8 protein-coding genes are annotated in these 14,923 nt (G+C 60.8%); all 8 read right to left on the bottom strand.

Features of this window, described 5'->3' with window-relative positions:
- Positions 1-18: 18 nt before the first annotated feature.
- Positions 19-1,722 carry a polyurethane esterase gene (locus AC1MEW_RS18805; RefSeq protein WP_480423149.1) on the bottom strand — a complete coding sequence of 568 codons (1,704 nt, stop codon included), beginning with the start codon at positions 1,720-1,722 and terminating at the stop codon, positions 19-21.
- Between the two features lie 23 nt (positions 1,723-1,745).
- The gene (locus tag AC1MEW_RS18800; protein ID WP_480423148.1) at positions 1,746-4,817 is read right to left on the bottom strand and encodes an autotransporter domain-containing protein; all 3,072 of its coding nucleotides are present in this window, start codon (positions 4,815-4,817) and stop codon (positions 1,746-1,748) included.
- Positions 4,818-5,026: 209 nt separating this feature from the next.
- The gene (eprS, locus tag AC1MEW_RS18795; RefSeq protein WP_480423147.1) at positions 5,027-7,987 is read right to left on the bottom strand and encodes an autotransporter serine peptidase EprS; all 2,961 of its coding nucleotides are present in this window, start codon (positions 7,985-7,987) and stop codon (positions 5,027-5,029) included.
- Between the two features lie 233 nt (positions 7,988-8,220).
- Entirely contained in the window at positions 8,221-9,585 is a 1,365-nt protein-coding gene (locus tag AC1MEW_RS18790) for a TolC family outer membrane protein (protein ID WP_201255191.1), read from the bottom strand.
- Positions 9,586-9,587: 2 nt separating this feature from the next.
- Positions 9,588-10,937: an HlyD family type I secretion periplasmic adaptor subunit gene (locus AC1MEW_RS18785; RefSeq protein WP_201255192.1), complete on the bottom strand. Its 1,350-nt coding sequence runs from the start codon at positions 10,935-10,937 to the stop codon at positions 9,588-9,590.
- On the bottom strand, positions 10,934-12,721 hold the full coding sequence (locus tag AC1MEW_RS18780) for a type I secretion system permease/ATPase (RefSeq protein WP_201203527.1): 1,788 nt from the start codon (positions 12,719-12,721) through the stop codon (positions 10,934-10,936). The genes AC1MEW_RS18785 and AC1MEW_RS18780 overlap by 4 nt, the downstream gene beginning before the upstream one ends.
- 200 nt (positions 12,722-12,921) lie before the next feature.
- Positions 12,922-13,353, bottom strand: a complete 432-nt coding sequence (locus AC1MEW_RS18775) for an AprI/Inh family metalloprotease inhibitor (RefSeq protein WP_323570449.1) — start codon at positions 13,351-13,353, stop codon at positions 12,922-12,924.
- Between the two features lie 97 nt (positions 13,354-13,450).
- Positions 13,451-14,905, bottom strand: a complete 1,455-nt coding sequence (locus tag AC1MEW_RS18770; protein WP_201255194.1) for a serralysin family metalloprotease — start codon at positions 14,903-14,905, stop codon at positions 13,451-13,453.
- Between the last annotated feature and the right edge of the window lie 18 nt (positions 14,906-14,923).

Raw genomic sequence — 14,923 nt, 5'->3', positions numbered from 1 at the left:
TAGTGCATGCAGCTTTTCTTACGCGAAGGTGATGCCTGAAGCCGACAGGTTATCCAGCCCGACCCCGACAAGGGTCACGGCAAAATCGCCAACCTTGAGCACCGTGTCATGGCCGGACTGGGTTGCATGTTGCTTGTAGTCGTAGCCCTGCCCTGCGCCCTGGACGCCCATGAACACCAGTTTGTCGCTGCCCTGGTAGCCATTGATCGCGTCAAAACCGAAGGCGCCGCTGAACAGGAACGTGTTGTTGCCGCCCGCGGCATGCATCACGTCATTGCCCGTGCCACCGACGAAGGTGACGTGACTCTTGTCGCTGCGCAGCAGGTCGTCGCCGGCGTTACCGAACAACCAGTCGCCGTCGACAGTGGCGGCCAGCGTATTGCCGTAGGCATCACCATTGAGCGAGTGGTTGTAGTGGGTCAGTTCGCTGCCGTTGAGCAAGCCGTTGGCGCTGACGGTGTAGGTGATCTCCTTGCTGGTCATGCCCCACCAGCCACTCGACTCCTTGCTCACCAGCGCCCCGATGTCGCGGGTCAGGCTAATGCCGCCGTAGGCATCGCGCACGTACAACGTGCCGTCACCATCGTTGGCAAAGCTGAAGTTCTGCAGCGGCTTTTGCAGCTCGAAGGTGTTGCTGCCCTTGCCGCCCAGCAGGATGTTATAGCCACCGTCATCGCGGAATCGGTCGTTACCGTCCCGGCCCTCGATGAAGTCATTGCCGGCGCCGCCCTTGAGCAAGTCATTGCTGTCGGTGCCGATGATGAACGTGCTACCGGTGTGTGGCTCGCCGCTGCGGCCCAGGTCCTCGACCCAGGTGCTGCTGCGGGACGACTCCGTCAGGTTGGACACGATCAGCGTCGAATCCTTGGTCGTGAGGTCGTAGAAGCGCGAGTCGATCACCCGGTTCAAGCCGTCGGCATACCCCAACGAGCCATGGGCCGACCAGTTCAGCGGATTGATGATGCTGAACGGCACCAGGTTCTGTGAGGTCGACGCGTAGTTATCGTTGAAGTTGACGATGTTGTTGGTCGCTGACTCCTGATGGCCGTCGTGCTTGCCCATTGAGCCGCTGCTGAACGTGGTGCCGTCCAGCGCGCGAAACACCGGATCATTCTCGTAGCCGATGTTCAGCACGTTGTTGCCGGTGGCGCTTTGGGTCGGCGAGGCGAAGGCCACGTAGTTGGCGTCCTTGAAGAAACCACCCCAATTGCTGCCACTCAGTTCCGCGACGCTGTTGACGCCCAGACCGCCGAGGCTGTGGCCGCTGAACAGCACGTCCTTGGCGCTCAGGCCGTGGGCAATGGCGAACGCGGCGACGTCCTTGAGCAAGGTATCGAAGGCGCTTTTGGCGTAGTTCTTCGCGTAATCCACCGGTCCGACAGCCGCCAGCAGATTGTTTTTCATGTCGCCAAAGGTGTCGCTGTAGCCCAGGCCACCGGTGCCGCGAAAGGCCACACCGAGGCCGATCAGCTTGCCGGCGGCGTCGTACTTGCCGAGCACTTCAGATTCGGCGCTGGTGAAACCCTCTTTCTCGCCATAGAAGGTGCCTTGAGCACTGGCCTTGCCTTTGTATCCCAGTGCCGTCGCGCCAATCGGCGCCCAACCGGTGGCCGGCAACTGCTGGCCGGTTGGCGTGTAGGCATACAGCGTCAATGCGATGGCATCGCTGTACAACTCTTTGCCGGCCGCACTGCCGGCATTTTTGTAATCAAACAGTCCCATTCTTTTGCTTCCTTAGCGTCAAATCAGAACTGCCAGTCCAGGGTCAGGCCCACGCCGTGGTCCTTCTCGTTGGAACCGATCAGTCCGTTGTAATCCAGGTTCACGCGGGTTGCCTGGTTCAAGGCCAACCCGGCGCGCAGCCCGACGACCGCGGCGTCGCGGTCCAGGGATACGCTCTGCACGCTGAATGCGGTGTTGCCGTTGGCGAAGGCCAAGTGGTCTTCGGAACGGGTGCTGCTCAGGTTGTGCTGCCAGCCGAGGCTGCCAGACAGTTCCAGTTTTTTCTGGTCAGACAGCGCAATCGATTTGCCGGCCCGCAGACCGAGGGTCGACAGCACCGCGTCGCGGTTGTCTTCACCGCCCTTGAGCGCCGCGGCATCACCGTTCTCGGTGAAGCCGTCGCTGTTCAAGTGCACGTAGGCCAGGTTGGCGAACGGTTCCAGTGCCAGCGGTTGCAGGTCCAGTTTGTAAGCAGCCTCGGCGAACAGTTGAGCCGTGGTCGCATCGCGTTTGGTTTTCTGCTTGCCGCTGACGTCGCCCAATTGCAGTTCTCGTTTCACATCAATCCGATGCCAGCTGTAAGCACCACCGACGCTCAAGCGCAGGGCATCGATTTCATGCCCGAGGTACGCACCCAAGTGGTAGCTGTCGACCGATGCCGACGAATGCGTGCCATCGCCCATGCTCAACGAGCTGTCGCTATAACCAGTAACGAAACCGAGGCGGGTTTCTTCAGCAATCAAGCCATCACCACCGACCAGCAAGCCGCCGATGGAGCTGTTGGAGCTGGCGTTGTCATTGCCGCCATCGCTCTTGCCCCAGGCGCCAAGGGCCTTGACCCAGAGGTTGCTTTTGTCATCGGTCGGCGCGCCGGAGTTGAACAGATCCCGTTCACGCAGACGCTCGCTGACGGCATCACGCAGGTAGCGGCTGTCGTTGATCAGCATCGTGCCGATGGCCGGATGAATCTCGCCGGACAGTTGCTGGAACGCTTGCTGGGCCACCGCTGCAGTCGGCGACAACAGCAGGGTTTCGTACAGCGCATTGCCCGCGCCCAATTGCTCGGCGGCAGCGCCTACAGCGCGTTGGTTTGGAGTCAGGCCAACGTTGCTGAAGGACGTCGCGTTACGCACCACCGCCAACTGAATGCCGTTGGCCGAATAGTCGAGGGCACCGCCGATAAACAGGTAGTTCGGCAATACCGCACCGAATTGCCCTTGTATGCCGCCGGCCGCTTGCAGGATGTTGTACTGATGGCCGAGCAAGCTTTGGGTCTGGGCGGTGGTCAGTAATGTCGGACTGTTTTCCAGGGACAGGCTGACCGTAGCGCCATCGATCACTGCTTTGCCGCTTGCGACGATCTGGTCGCTGCTGGTCGGTGACAGTTCCACGGCGTAGGTCGAGCCTGGTTCGAAGACGACGTCGCCCGTCACGTGCAAGGTGCCGATGGAGTTGCCCGGCGCCACGGTGCCGCCGCTTTTCGCGGTCAATGCACCGATGCTGCCGTTGCCGCCGAGGATGCCGCTGTCATTGACGGTGACCGCGGACATCAGTGAACCATTGATCGCCAAGCGGCCCTGGTTGACCAGCGTCGGACCGGCGTAGGTGTTGGCGCCGGTCATCACCAGGGTGCCGATGCCCTGTTTGGTCAGGCCGCCATGGCCGGAAATGTCGTTGCTCCAGGTGTCGAGCCCGCAGTGCACGTCGTTACAGACACGCTCGGTGGGTTTGCCGGCGTCGACGATCGCGCCGATGCCTGGCAGGTCCGCGACAAACTGGCTGGAGCCGTAGGCACCTGCGATGCGGAACTCTTCGGGAATGTCCTTCTCGGTGACGAACATCGCCGGGCCATTGACGCCCTTGCTCAGGTTGATCATGCCCCAGCCGTACAACGCGTCGATGCCTGGGGCGCCGAGGTCGGTGGCGGTGGTGCGCAACACGCTGGCGACCTGCGCGCCGGTCATGTAGGGGAAGCGTTCCATCAACACCGCCATGGAACCGGCCACGTGCGGCGCGGCCATCGAGGTGCCGTTGTAGTTGGCGTAGCCGGTGGTCAGGTTCTCGGCGTTGGTGCCGCTGATGATCGAGCTGTAGATCTTGGTGCCCGGTGCCGATACGCAAAAACTGGCGGTGTAGCCGCAGCGCGACGAGAACGTGCTGATGTTATAGGGGTTGGCGCTGGTCAGGTCCGGGTTCTGTTGCAGCGCGGCGACGGTGACCCAGTTCGGCGCGATGTCCGGCACAAAGTAACCCAGGCCGGCAATGGCATCGGGGTTGTTGAGGTTGTGGTCGTTGCCAGCGGCGAAGATCGTCACGATGCCGCTGCGGGCTGCGGCAATCGCGCCGTCATAGGCACCACCCGGTTTGGTCCCGAGCAACGGCCGGATCTCGTTGAACTGCAACTGGGCGTCTTGCACGGTGAAGTGCGGATGCGCCGGGTCGCTCCCGCCGAGGTCGAAGCGATCGGTGATGCCGATGCCCCAGCTATTGTTGATGACGCGTGCGCCACTGGCGATCAGGGCATCCCAACCGGCCTTGTAAACCGCGCCGTCGTTGCCGCGAATGATCCCGTCCTCCGGGCCTGGGTCACCGTTGTCGGCGCTGATGATTTGCGCACCGAAGGCGACGCCGTGCATCGGGCCGCCGTCGCGGCTACCGGCAGCGATCCCGCCAACGTGGGTGCCGTGAGCGCCGAGCTTGCCGTTGGAACCAACCGAAGGCGTGCCGTCATAACGGAACGCATCCCCGGCTTTGACCGGAATGTACGGGTCGGTGTATTCGCGAATGCCGCTGGTGACCAGGTTGATTACTTTGTTGGCCCCGGAAAACTCCGGGTGCGCGGCGTAGACCGGCTGGTCGAAGATCCCCAGTTTCACGCCTTTGCCGGTGTAGCCGGCGGCGTAGGCGTCCTGGGCGTTGATCGCGCCCACGCCCCAATCGGCCTTGAACTCGGCGCTGCGCCAACTGTTCGGGTCACCGAGTTTGCCGTTTTCCACGTAAGGCGCGGCATGGGCGGTACCCAGCGTGGCCAGTGCGCAGAGCACCGCGTAGTTGAGGGTTTTCAGGGCAAATTTGTTGTTGTTTTCAAGCTTCATCCAACGACCATCCTTAGTTGTGTTGCCAAAAATCCTTGTGGCAATGAGGCGTTACCTGTGGGAGCGGGCTTGCTCGCGAAGGCGTCCTGTCAGTCACGATTAATGTTGGCTGACAGTCCGCTTTCGCGAGCAAGCCCGCTCCCACAGGGGTTCATCGTTTCAATCCTTAAACCGGGCGATCCTCATTGCCGCATTCGTCGTTTACCGCGTTAAAACTGCCAATTGAGGCTAAGCCCCACGCCATGGCTCTTCTCGCGGCTGGCCAGTTGGCCGGTGTAATCGAGGTTCAAGCGAATGTCGCGACTCAGGGCCAAGCCGGCATGGGCGCCGACCAACGCGGCGTCGCGCACCAGCGGCGAGCTTTCCACCGAGAACGGCATGCTGGCGCTGGCAAACGCCAGGTGTTGCTCCGAATCGGTACTGCTCAGGTTGTGCTGCCAGCCGAGGCTGCCGCTCAGTTCCAGTTGTTGCTGGCCGGACAGGTTCACGGTTTTCAGCGCCCGCAGGCCCAGGGTGCTGAGCACTGCATCGCGGGTGTCGCCGTGGCTTTTCAGCGCGGCGGCATCGCCTTTTTCGGTGAAACCATCGGTGTCGAGGTGCACGTAGGCCAGGTTAGCGAACGGCTCCAGCGCCACGGGTTGCAGGTTCAGGCGATACGCCGCTTCACCAAAGACCTGAGTGGTGGCCGCATCGACTTTGGCTTTCTGCTTGGCACTGACATCGCCGTATTGCAGATCACGTTTAACGTCAGCCCGATGCCAGCTGTAGGCACCGCCCGCGCTCAGGCGCCAGGCGCCCAGTTCGTGGCCGGCATAAGCGCCCAGGTGATAGCTGTCGACTTGCGCCGAGGAATGCGTGCCGGCCCCCATGTTCACCGAACTGTCGCTGTAACCGGTGACCAGGCCGATTCGGGTCTGCTCATCCAGCGCACCATCAACACCAGCCAACAGACCGCCAATCGAAGTGGTGTAGCCGGCCGTGTCGTTTAGGTCATCGGTCTTGCCCCAGGCGCCAAGGGCCTTGATCCAGCCGTTGCTTTGGGTGCCTTTCGCGTCGTTGAGGCGCTCACCGATTGCATCGCGCAGATAACGGCTGTCGTTGATCAGCACAGAGCCCAGCGCCGGGTAGATTTCCCCCGACAGTTGCTGGAACGCCTGTTGCGCGGAACTTGCAGTCGGCGACAGCAGCAGGCTTTCGTAGACTGGATGACTCGCCCCCAGCCCTTCCACTGCACTGGCCACGGCACGCTGGTTCGGGGTTTGCCCGACACTGGCGAAACTCGTGGCGTTGCGCTCAACGCTCAGGACAACCCCGGTGGCGGAGTAATCAAGGCTGCCGCCGATGAACAGGTAGTTGGGCAACACGGCGCCGAACTGACCCTGAATGCCGCCGGCTGCTTGCAGAATGTCGTACTGATGACCGAGCAGGCTTTGCACTTGCCGGGCGCTGAGCAAGGTCGGGCTGTTTTCCAGCGACAGACTCACCGTGGCACCGCTGACGGTGGCCATGCCACCGGCGACAATCCGGTCGCTGCTGGTCGGCGACAGTTCCACGGCGTAGGTCGAGCCCGGCGCGAAGGTCACGTTGCCACTGACCTGCAAAGTCCCGATGGAATTGCCCGGGGCGACCGTGCCGCCGGCATTCGCCGTCAGTGCGCCGATGCGTCCGGAGCCGCCCAGGGTGCCGCTGTCATTCACGGTCACTGTTGAGGCAAGTGAACCGTTCACCGCCAGCAAACCGCCGTTGACCGTGGTCGGGCCGCGATAGGTGCTGTCGCCGGTCAGCATCAACCGCCCGACGCCGGACTTGATCAGGCTGCCTTCATAGACCCGACTGGCCGCCGCGGCATCCCGCGCCATGCCCACTGCATAGTCAGTTTGATCCTGTTGACTGGCGCCGGCCGCCACACCGTTTTGCCAGCCTCTGTTCTTCAGGGTTTGTTGCCAGGCGCTGTGCTCGGCGGCATCTTCAGCCTGACGCTGGATCAACGCCTTATCGCTGATACCGTTGCTCCAGACATCGCTCTGCCCTGCCCCCAAATTAGCGTCAAAAGAACTGAGCAATTGCCCCGGACCGCGCATCGCCCGATCAAGGTTCGCCACGCCCCAGCCGACTGTCGTGTTCGGCGCATTGGTGATTGAACCGTCGAGTTGGGTCGCGGTGGTCAGCAGCACTTGCAGCGCTTGCTGGTTGTTCATGTACGGATAGCGCTCCATCACCAGCGCCAGGGCGCCCGTGGCGTGAGGCGCGGACATGGACGTGCCGGACTTGATCGCGTAGCCGCCACCGGGAATGGTGCTGTCGATCTTCGCGCCGGGGGTGGTGATGCACCAGTACTTGGCGATCCCGCACTGGTTGTACTTTTGCTGATTGCCTTGATCCAGCCCCGAGACGGCAAGCCAGTGGCCTTCCAGATCCGGCTGGAAGTACGGCAGCGCCGAACGCACGCTGGCGTTGGGATAACCGCTGTTGCCGGCGCTGAACACATTGATCACACCGCGACGAAGGGACACGTCGGCGGCGGCATCGAGCCAGGTGCCTTTGTTGAAGTGTTGGGCGTAGGCCGCGTGCAGATCGTCGAGGGTTCGATAGCTGACATCCGGCGGCTGACTGCCCCAACTGTTGTTGATCGCCCGAACGCCGGCATCTGCCAGGGCGTTGTAAGCCGCTTTGAAATACTTCGGATCGGGGGTGGGGCCGAACAGGAAGCTGTCGTTCTTGTTGGTATTGGCCACGTAGATTTGTGCGTTGTACGCCACGCCGTGCATGCCGCTACCATCGCGGGAAGCGCCCATGATGCCGGTGACGTGGGTGCCGTGGGAGTCGTTGTTGGAGTTGAGCGTGCCGACGACATTGAACGGTGAGCCGTCGACGTAGCTGCCGCTGGTCATGACCGCGTGGTAACGGTCGGTGGCGAATTCGGGATGAGTGGAATCGAAGCCGGAATCCAGTTCACCGATTTTCACGCCTTTGCCGGTGATGCCGGCGGCATAGGCTTGATCGGCTTGCATGCGCGCAAGCCCCCAATCGCGCTGGAACTCGGCCGAGCGCCAACTGGCGGCGTCACCGGGTTTGCCGGTTTCAAGATATTGGGCCTGGGCTGCGGCGGGCATTATGCAAACCGCGAGCAATAGCGTGCCGACCGAAACCGGCTTGATCTGTACGTCCATGTCTTCTCGCTTTTTTGGCGTTATTAGAGTTTTAGTCCCCCTGTCCGAGGGGGTGGTGTTGCCGTATTACTGCATCGCACTTCTTTCAGGTTGAAGGTGACTCTGTGGCAAGGGGGCTTGCTGTGGCGAGGGGGCTAGCCCCCGTTGGGCTGCGAAGCGACCCCAGATGGCGGCTGCTACGCAACCGAACGGGGGCAAGCCCCCTCGCCACAGGTTTGTATACCTTCAGAAAATCACTGGGTTCTCGGGCCCTGGCCAAACGCCTCGTCAACCCTGGCCAAATCCTGCTCGTTCAAGGTCCCGGCGTAGTAATGCAACTTGGTCCACGCCATCAGGTAGTCGTAACGCGTCTGGGCCAGGTCGCGGCGGGTGGTGTAGAGCTGTTGTTCAGCGTTCAACGCATCAAGATTGACGCGCTCGCCACCCAGAATGCTTTGCTTGGTCGAAACCACCAACGCTTCCGCAGAGGTCAGGGCTTTTTGATAGGCCCGCAGTTTGTTCACCCCGGACAGGCAGGCACTGAACTGGCGACGCAATTCGATCAAGGTTTCCCGGGTCTTGCCATCCAGCTCGTACTCGGCCTGTTCCATGTTACTGCTGGCCTGGCGGGTCATCGCCGAGACCCCGCCGCCGGCATACAGCGGCACGTTGACTTCGAAGCCAATGGTGTTGGTGTCGTAGCGCTGGTTATAGGTATTGCCGCTTTCCGACTCGTTCTGGCGCACCGTGGCATAGGCGCTAAGTTTCGGCATGTGCCCGGCACGATTGCGCTCAACCTCGTAGCGCGCCACTTCCACGGCCTGGCGTTGGGAAGCCAGGTTCGGGTTGTTGGCCACGGCCATCTCGTGCCAGGTGTCGTAATTGGCCGGTTGCAAGGTGAACGTCTGGAAGTTCTGGTCCAGCGGCGCCAGGTCGCCGATATTGATCGTCGGCACGCCAATCAGCGCCCCGAGTTCACGCAACGACGCGTCCTGCTCATCGCGGGCCTCGATTTCCTCGGCCGTGGCCAGTTCATAACGGGACTCGGCTTCCAGAATATCGGTACGCGTGCCCTCGCCCTGGCGGAACATCTGCTCGTTTTGCTGGAACTGCTGTTCGAAGGCTTTCTTCTTCGCTTGCGCGATGTCGATCTGATCCTGCGCGAACAATGCCTTGGTGTAGTTCTCCAGCACCCGCACCAGCAATTCCTGACTCTTGCCTCGAAAGGCTTCGTCGGCGAACAACGCTTGCGCCACGCCTTTGCGATACGAGGCGTATGCCTCGTAGTCGAGCAATGGTTGTTGCAGGGTCAGGGTCGAGCCGTAACTGCTGTAGTTACGGTCATCGGTCCGGTTCTGCCCGTGCTCATCCAGCGCGGTGGCCTTGGAGGAGTTACGTCCCTTGTTGTAGTTGTAACCGATCTTGGGCAACAGCCCGGCGCGGCCGATGATGCGGTTTTCAAGGCCGGCATCCCGCTCCTTGATCGCACCAAGGAACACCGGGTCATTGCGCAACGCTTGTTCGTAGATCTCAAACGGCCCCAGGGCCATCGCACTGTTGCAAGTCAGCAACGCCAGGGCCGCCCCGAGCATGGAAAGCTTATTCATACAACCGAACATCCTTATTCCTCGGTCAACGCGGAGCCTGCCCGGTCGAGCAGCGGTTTGAACAGATAGTTGAGGAGTGAACGTTCACCCGTACGCACGAACATTTCGGCGGGCATGCCAGGCTTGATCACCAGACCGTGGAGCTTTTCCATCGCCTGGTCACTGACGCTGCTGCGCAGCACGTAATACGGTGCACCGGTTTTTTCGTCGAGCATCTGGTCGGCGGAAATCAGGCTGACTTCGCCTGGCACTCGCGGCGTGCGGCTCTGGTTGAACGCGGTGAACAGAATGTCCACCGGCAGGTGCGTACCGACCTTGTCGATCAGGTTGACCGGCAAGTGCCCTTCCACTTCCAGCCGAGTGCCTTGGGGCACGATTTCCAGCAGGGTTTCGCCCTGGCGCACCACCGCACCTTCGGTGTGAACCCCTAGGTTGACCGCGATGCCGTCAGCGGTGGCGATGATCTCGCGGTGTTGCAAGTCAAACCCGGCGGACGTCAGTTGCTCCTTGAGCGTTACGCTTTTGAGCTGCGCGTCGGCCAGTTGGGTGCGGACTTCTTTCTGGTACTCCTCGATGTGCTGCTGCAGCTTGAGTTTCGCTTCGAGGATGCCCTGCTCCACTCGCCCGCTTTCACCGGTGTTCTCGGCCAGTTGTTGCTGTACTTGCGACAGCTGACGCTGATATTCCATCAACCGGTTGCGCGGAATGTAGCCGTTGTCCGCCAAGGGCTGAAGGTTGCTCAGTTGCTGTTGCAAGGAGTTGGCCTGAGCTGTCAGGTCGGTGCGCGCACGGCGCATGCCGGCCAGTTGCGCACTGGCGCCTTCGATGTTGGCGCGCAGTCCGCCCTGCTCCCGGAAATAGGCTTCGCGGCGGCTGCTGAACAATTGGCGCTGGCCTTCCAGTACCAGCATCAAGCGTGGGTCAGCATCCTTGCTCAGCTCGGCAGGGAAATTCACCTGTTTGAGATTGTCCCGCTCGCTCTCCCAACGCGCCACGCTGGCCCAGGCCATGCGGTATTGCGCCTGAAGCGAATCGACGTCGGCAGCGACTTGCGTCTGGTCGAGCTGGAACAGCGGCTGACCGAGTTTCACCACCTGGCCTTCGCGCACCAGAATCCGGCTGACGACGCCGGGACTCATCGATTGCACAGCCTTGCGCTTGCCGGACACCACCACGGTGCCTTGCACCGGGATGCCTTGATCCAGTGGCGCGAGGCTCGCCCAGGTGAAGAAACTGCCAGCACCGACGATCGCCAGTACCCAGCCCATACGGGCGAAGAATTTGGCGTCACGCTCAGGGCGTTCAGCGATGTAATCGTGTTCCATCGTTGCTTCGTTTTCAGTGTTCATGCGTGCGCTGCTCATACACCCGAATTCCTTGTCGTGGGCTGATACTGCCGGCTCATGCTGAGCCCGCCGGGTGCCTGCACTGGTTTGTCTCTTTGCTGCTCCTGGTTGGCAGACGCGTTCCCGGACAGTGCCTTGAGCACGTCGTGACTTGGGCCGAACGCCTGCAAGCGACCTTCGTTGAGCACCAGCAACTTGTCGGCCTGGGCCAGCGCCGAGGAACGGTGGGTCACCAGAATCACGCTGGTACCCTGGGCCTTCATGTGCGCGATGGCGCCGGCCAGTGCCGCTTCGCCGACGGTGTCGAGGTTGGAGTTGGGTTCATCCAGCACCACCAGGCTCGGTTCACCGTACAGAGCACGGGCCAGGGCCACACGCTGCTTCTGGCCGCCGGACAAACCGCCGCCGTCTTCACCGAGCACGGTGTCGTAGCCTTGAGGCATGCGCAGGATCATTTCGTGGACACCGGCGTGTTGCGCGGCCTCCACAACTTTTTGCGGGTCCGCTTCACGGAACCGTGCGATGTTTTCCGCAATGCTGCCGCTGAACAGTTCGATGTCCTGAGGCAGATAGCCGATGTACGGCCCGAGGTCATCGCGGTTCCAGCGATGGATGTCCGCACCGTCGAGCCGCACCGTACCGCCGAGGGTCGGCCAAACACCGACCAGTACGCGGGCCAAAGTCGACTTACCGGAACCGGAGGCGCCAAGCACACCCAATACTTCCCCTGCACCCAGACTGAAATTGACCATATGCAACGTGGCAGCACGCTTGCCCGGAGGGCCGGCGCTGACTTGTTCAAAGCTGATCTGACCTTTGGGGGCTGGCAGCTCCATGGCTTCGTCACTGGGTGGATAGGCTTGCAGCAACGCATCGAGGCGGCGGTAAGCGAGTTTGGCGCCGCTCCATTGTTTCCACACGGCGATCAGTTGATCGATGGGGCTCAAGACCCGGCCCATGAGGATGGAGCCGGCAATCATCATCCCGGCAGTCATTTCGCCCTTGATCACCAGCAAGGCACCCAGGCCCAGCACCAGCGATTGCAGGCACAGACGCAAGGTCTTGCTCGCGGAGCTGATGACCGCGCCGGTGTCACTGGCCTGATTTTGCAAACCCAGGAAGCGTGAATGCACCTGGAACCAGCGCTTGCGCAAGGCACCGAGCATGCCCATGGCCTGAATGGTTTCGGCGTTATGCAAGTGGCTGGTGGCTAGTTGGCTGGACCGCTGGGAAAAACCCGCGGCTTCGCCCAACGGCTTTTTGGTCATGGCTTCGTTAAGGAATGCCAGGCCGATCAGCAGCACCGCGCCGGCAGTAGCCAGCACGCCCAGCCAGACGTTAAACAGGAAAATCACAAACAGGTACACCGGGAACCATGGCGCATCAAAGAAGGCGAACAACGCCGGGCCGGTGACGAACTGGCGAATGTGGGTCAGATCCCCGAGCGACTGCCCGGCGTTGCCCTCGCCTTTAAACAGGTTGCGCTCGAACGCCGCCTGATAGACCCGCAGGTTGAAGCGGCGCTCCAGTTGGCTGCCAATGCGGATAACGATGAAACTGCGCACGATCTCCAGCACGCCGATGAAGGCAAAAAAACCCACCACCATCAATGACAACATGGCCAGGGTTGTTTCGTTTTGCGAAGACAGCACGCGGTCATAGACCTGAAGCATATAAATAGACGGAACCAGCATCAGCACGTTAATCAACGCGGTAAAACAACCGACGCTGATCAGGATGCTTTTATAGTCGCCCAGTGCCTTGAATAACGGTGCGGTGCCTGGGGCGTTCGCCATCTTCATTGAGTTTTCCTGAGATGATATGCCTCGCCATTCATTGACGAGATTTCTATTAACTGTCCGCACACGGGTCGAGACATTCTTCGCAAGTTACTGCTTACACTTTCATAACAACTCTTTTCATAAATCGAGAGTTTCGGTTATTGAAGGGCTGCTTATAACTGCAACAGCAAGCTATATATCGGCGGCTGGCGCCGGGTCAGCTATTTTTCGCTTTGCGCTGCGCGCACGAGCGTAATGATCAGACCTGACTTCAGCGTGCTTTTATAAAGCCCCTCACGCTGTCGGCTGAAGAACACAATTCTTGAACCTTCTTTGCCGGTAATCGAGATACCGTCCGGTTCCGGGAACCAGCCAATCGCCGGTTCGTCCAGCCAGGCACTGAGGCATTCGGCGCCATTACCCAGGGTTTGCTGTTGTTCAAAATCGATGGCGCAGACGTTCGACGGTTTGTCCTGCAACGCTTGGGATTCGGCGGTGTCTTGCGGGGTGTTGAGGGTGGCCTGCCAACGACCTGCCAGTTCCGAGGGGTCCGCTAATTTCAGGCTGCTTGCCATGGCTACATCTCCAAAAAACATCATCAGCGTCGCCAATAGCCACGCGGTTGCTCTGTAGGTAAAGGCGTTATGGGTCATAGGACGTTTTACTCCGGCGTGTAGCCTTACTCACAGCAGGCAACGATGCAAGGACAGAGCGCGGCGCATCAAGCGCCGCGCTCCTTTTTGCCTTGAATCAGGCCACGATGTCTGTGGTAACTGCCTGACCAACGGTGCTGACCAGGAAGTCAGCCACGCCGTGCCCGGAGAAGTCCACCGACAACAGGCTGTTGCCACCGGAAGAGGTCAGCACCGCATCGCCTGCCGCACCTGTGAACGAATTCACGAAGTGCAGACCTGCGCCTTTGGTGATACCGGTCAGGTCGATCTTGTCCAGGCCACTGACAAAATCCATGATCTGATCGGCCGCACCTGGCTTGGAGTCAGTGCTGGCGGCAAACACGAAGGTGTCCGAACCCGAACCACCCCACAGTTTGTCCGCACCGCCCGCGCCGTAGAGGATGTCGTTGCCGGCACCGCCCTTCAGCTCGTTGGCCACGCTGTTACCGATCAGCAAGTCATTGCCCGAACCACCAATGGCGTTCTCGATGATCGCGCCCTTGGCGATGGACACGTTGCCCACCAGGCCGCCAACGTCGGAGAACGAGGCGTCATTGAGGTTGATCTTCTGGTTTTGGGTAAAACCGGAGAAGTCCAGGGTGTCCTTGCCGCCCGCATCCCAAACCGAGAACACCAGTTTGTCGGACGACGAGGTTGCGCTCAGGAAGTCACGACCAGCGTTGGAGTTGAAGCCGTAGGTGGTGTCACCGGTACGGGTCTCCATGTTGGCGCCGTAGAGCTTCTGGATGGCCGCGATATCGTCCATCAGCGGGCCGGACGAATATGCTTCGACACCGCCCTTGCTGAAGTTCTGGTTGGTATTGCTTTCACTCCAGTAGCTCATGAGGCTGTAGCCACGGGTGTCCTGGCCGTAGGACGCGTCGTTGTAGGTCGGGTTGCCTTCGCCGGCGTTGTAGTCGCCAGGGTGAGCCAAGCCCAGGGTGTGGCCAATTTCGTGCGTCAGGGTTTGACGCCCGTAGTTGCTCAAGCCCGGGGTTTTGTTGACGTTGTAGCCACTGCCAGTCAGGTACCAGGACTGACCGTCATAACCCGGCTCGGTGCCCGGCAGGAACGCAAATGCCGCTGCACCTTCCTGGCCGCCACTGTAGTTACCGAAAGTCATGTGGCCGTCGCCACCCTTGGACGCTTCGGCAAAAGTAACGTTGGCCACATCGCCCCAGGATTGCATGGCGAGCACGGCCTGGGATTTTTGCAGGGCGCTGAACTGACTGAAACCGGTGACGCCCAGACCGCTGAAGTTCGAGGTCTGGGACGTCAGAAAGGTGTAAGTCAGTTCGATCTTGCCGCTGCCGTTGAGATCGTGCCAGGAAGCACCATCGCGCAGCAGTTGAGTCGCGGCTTGATCCACCGAGAAGGAGGGTTTGCCATTGACCGTGAGGTTGCCGCCACGATCGTACTGATGGCTGAAGCTATCGATCTGGCTGAACGCAGAACTCGGCGCGGCCAGTGCTTGCAGTGGCTGGAAGGCCAGTTCGGCGGAATCAATAGCTTTGGCTTTTACTTTCGACATAAACACACTTCCTTGTTA

The organism is Pseudomonas sp. ASL4, from assembly GCF_056680395.1.
Note: the sequence above shows the minus strand (reverse complement) of the source record. Positions and strands in the feature narration are given on the sequence as shown.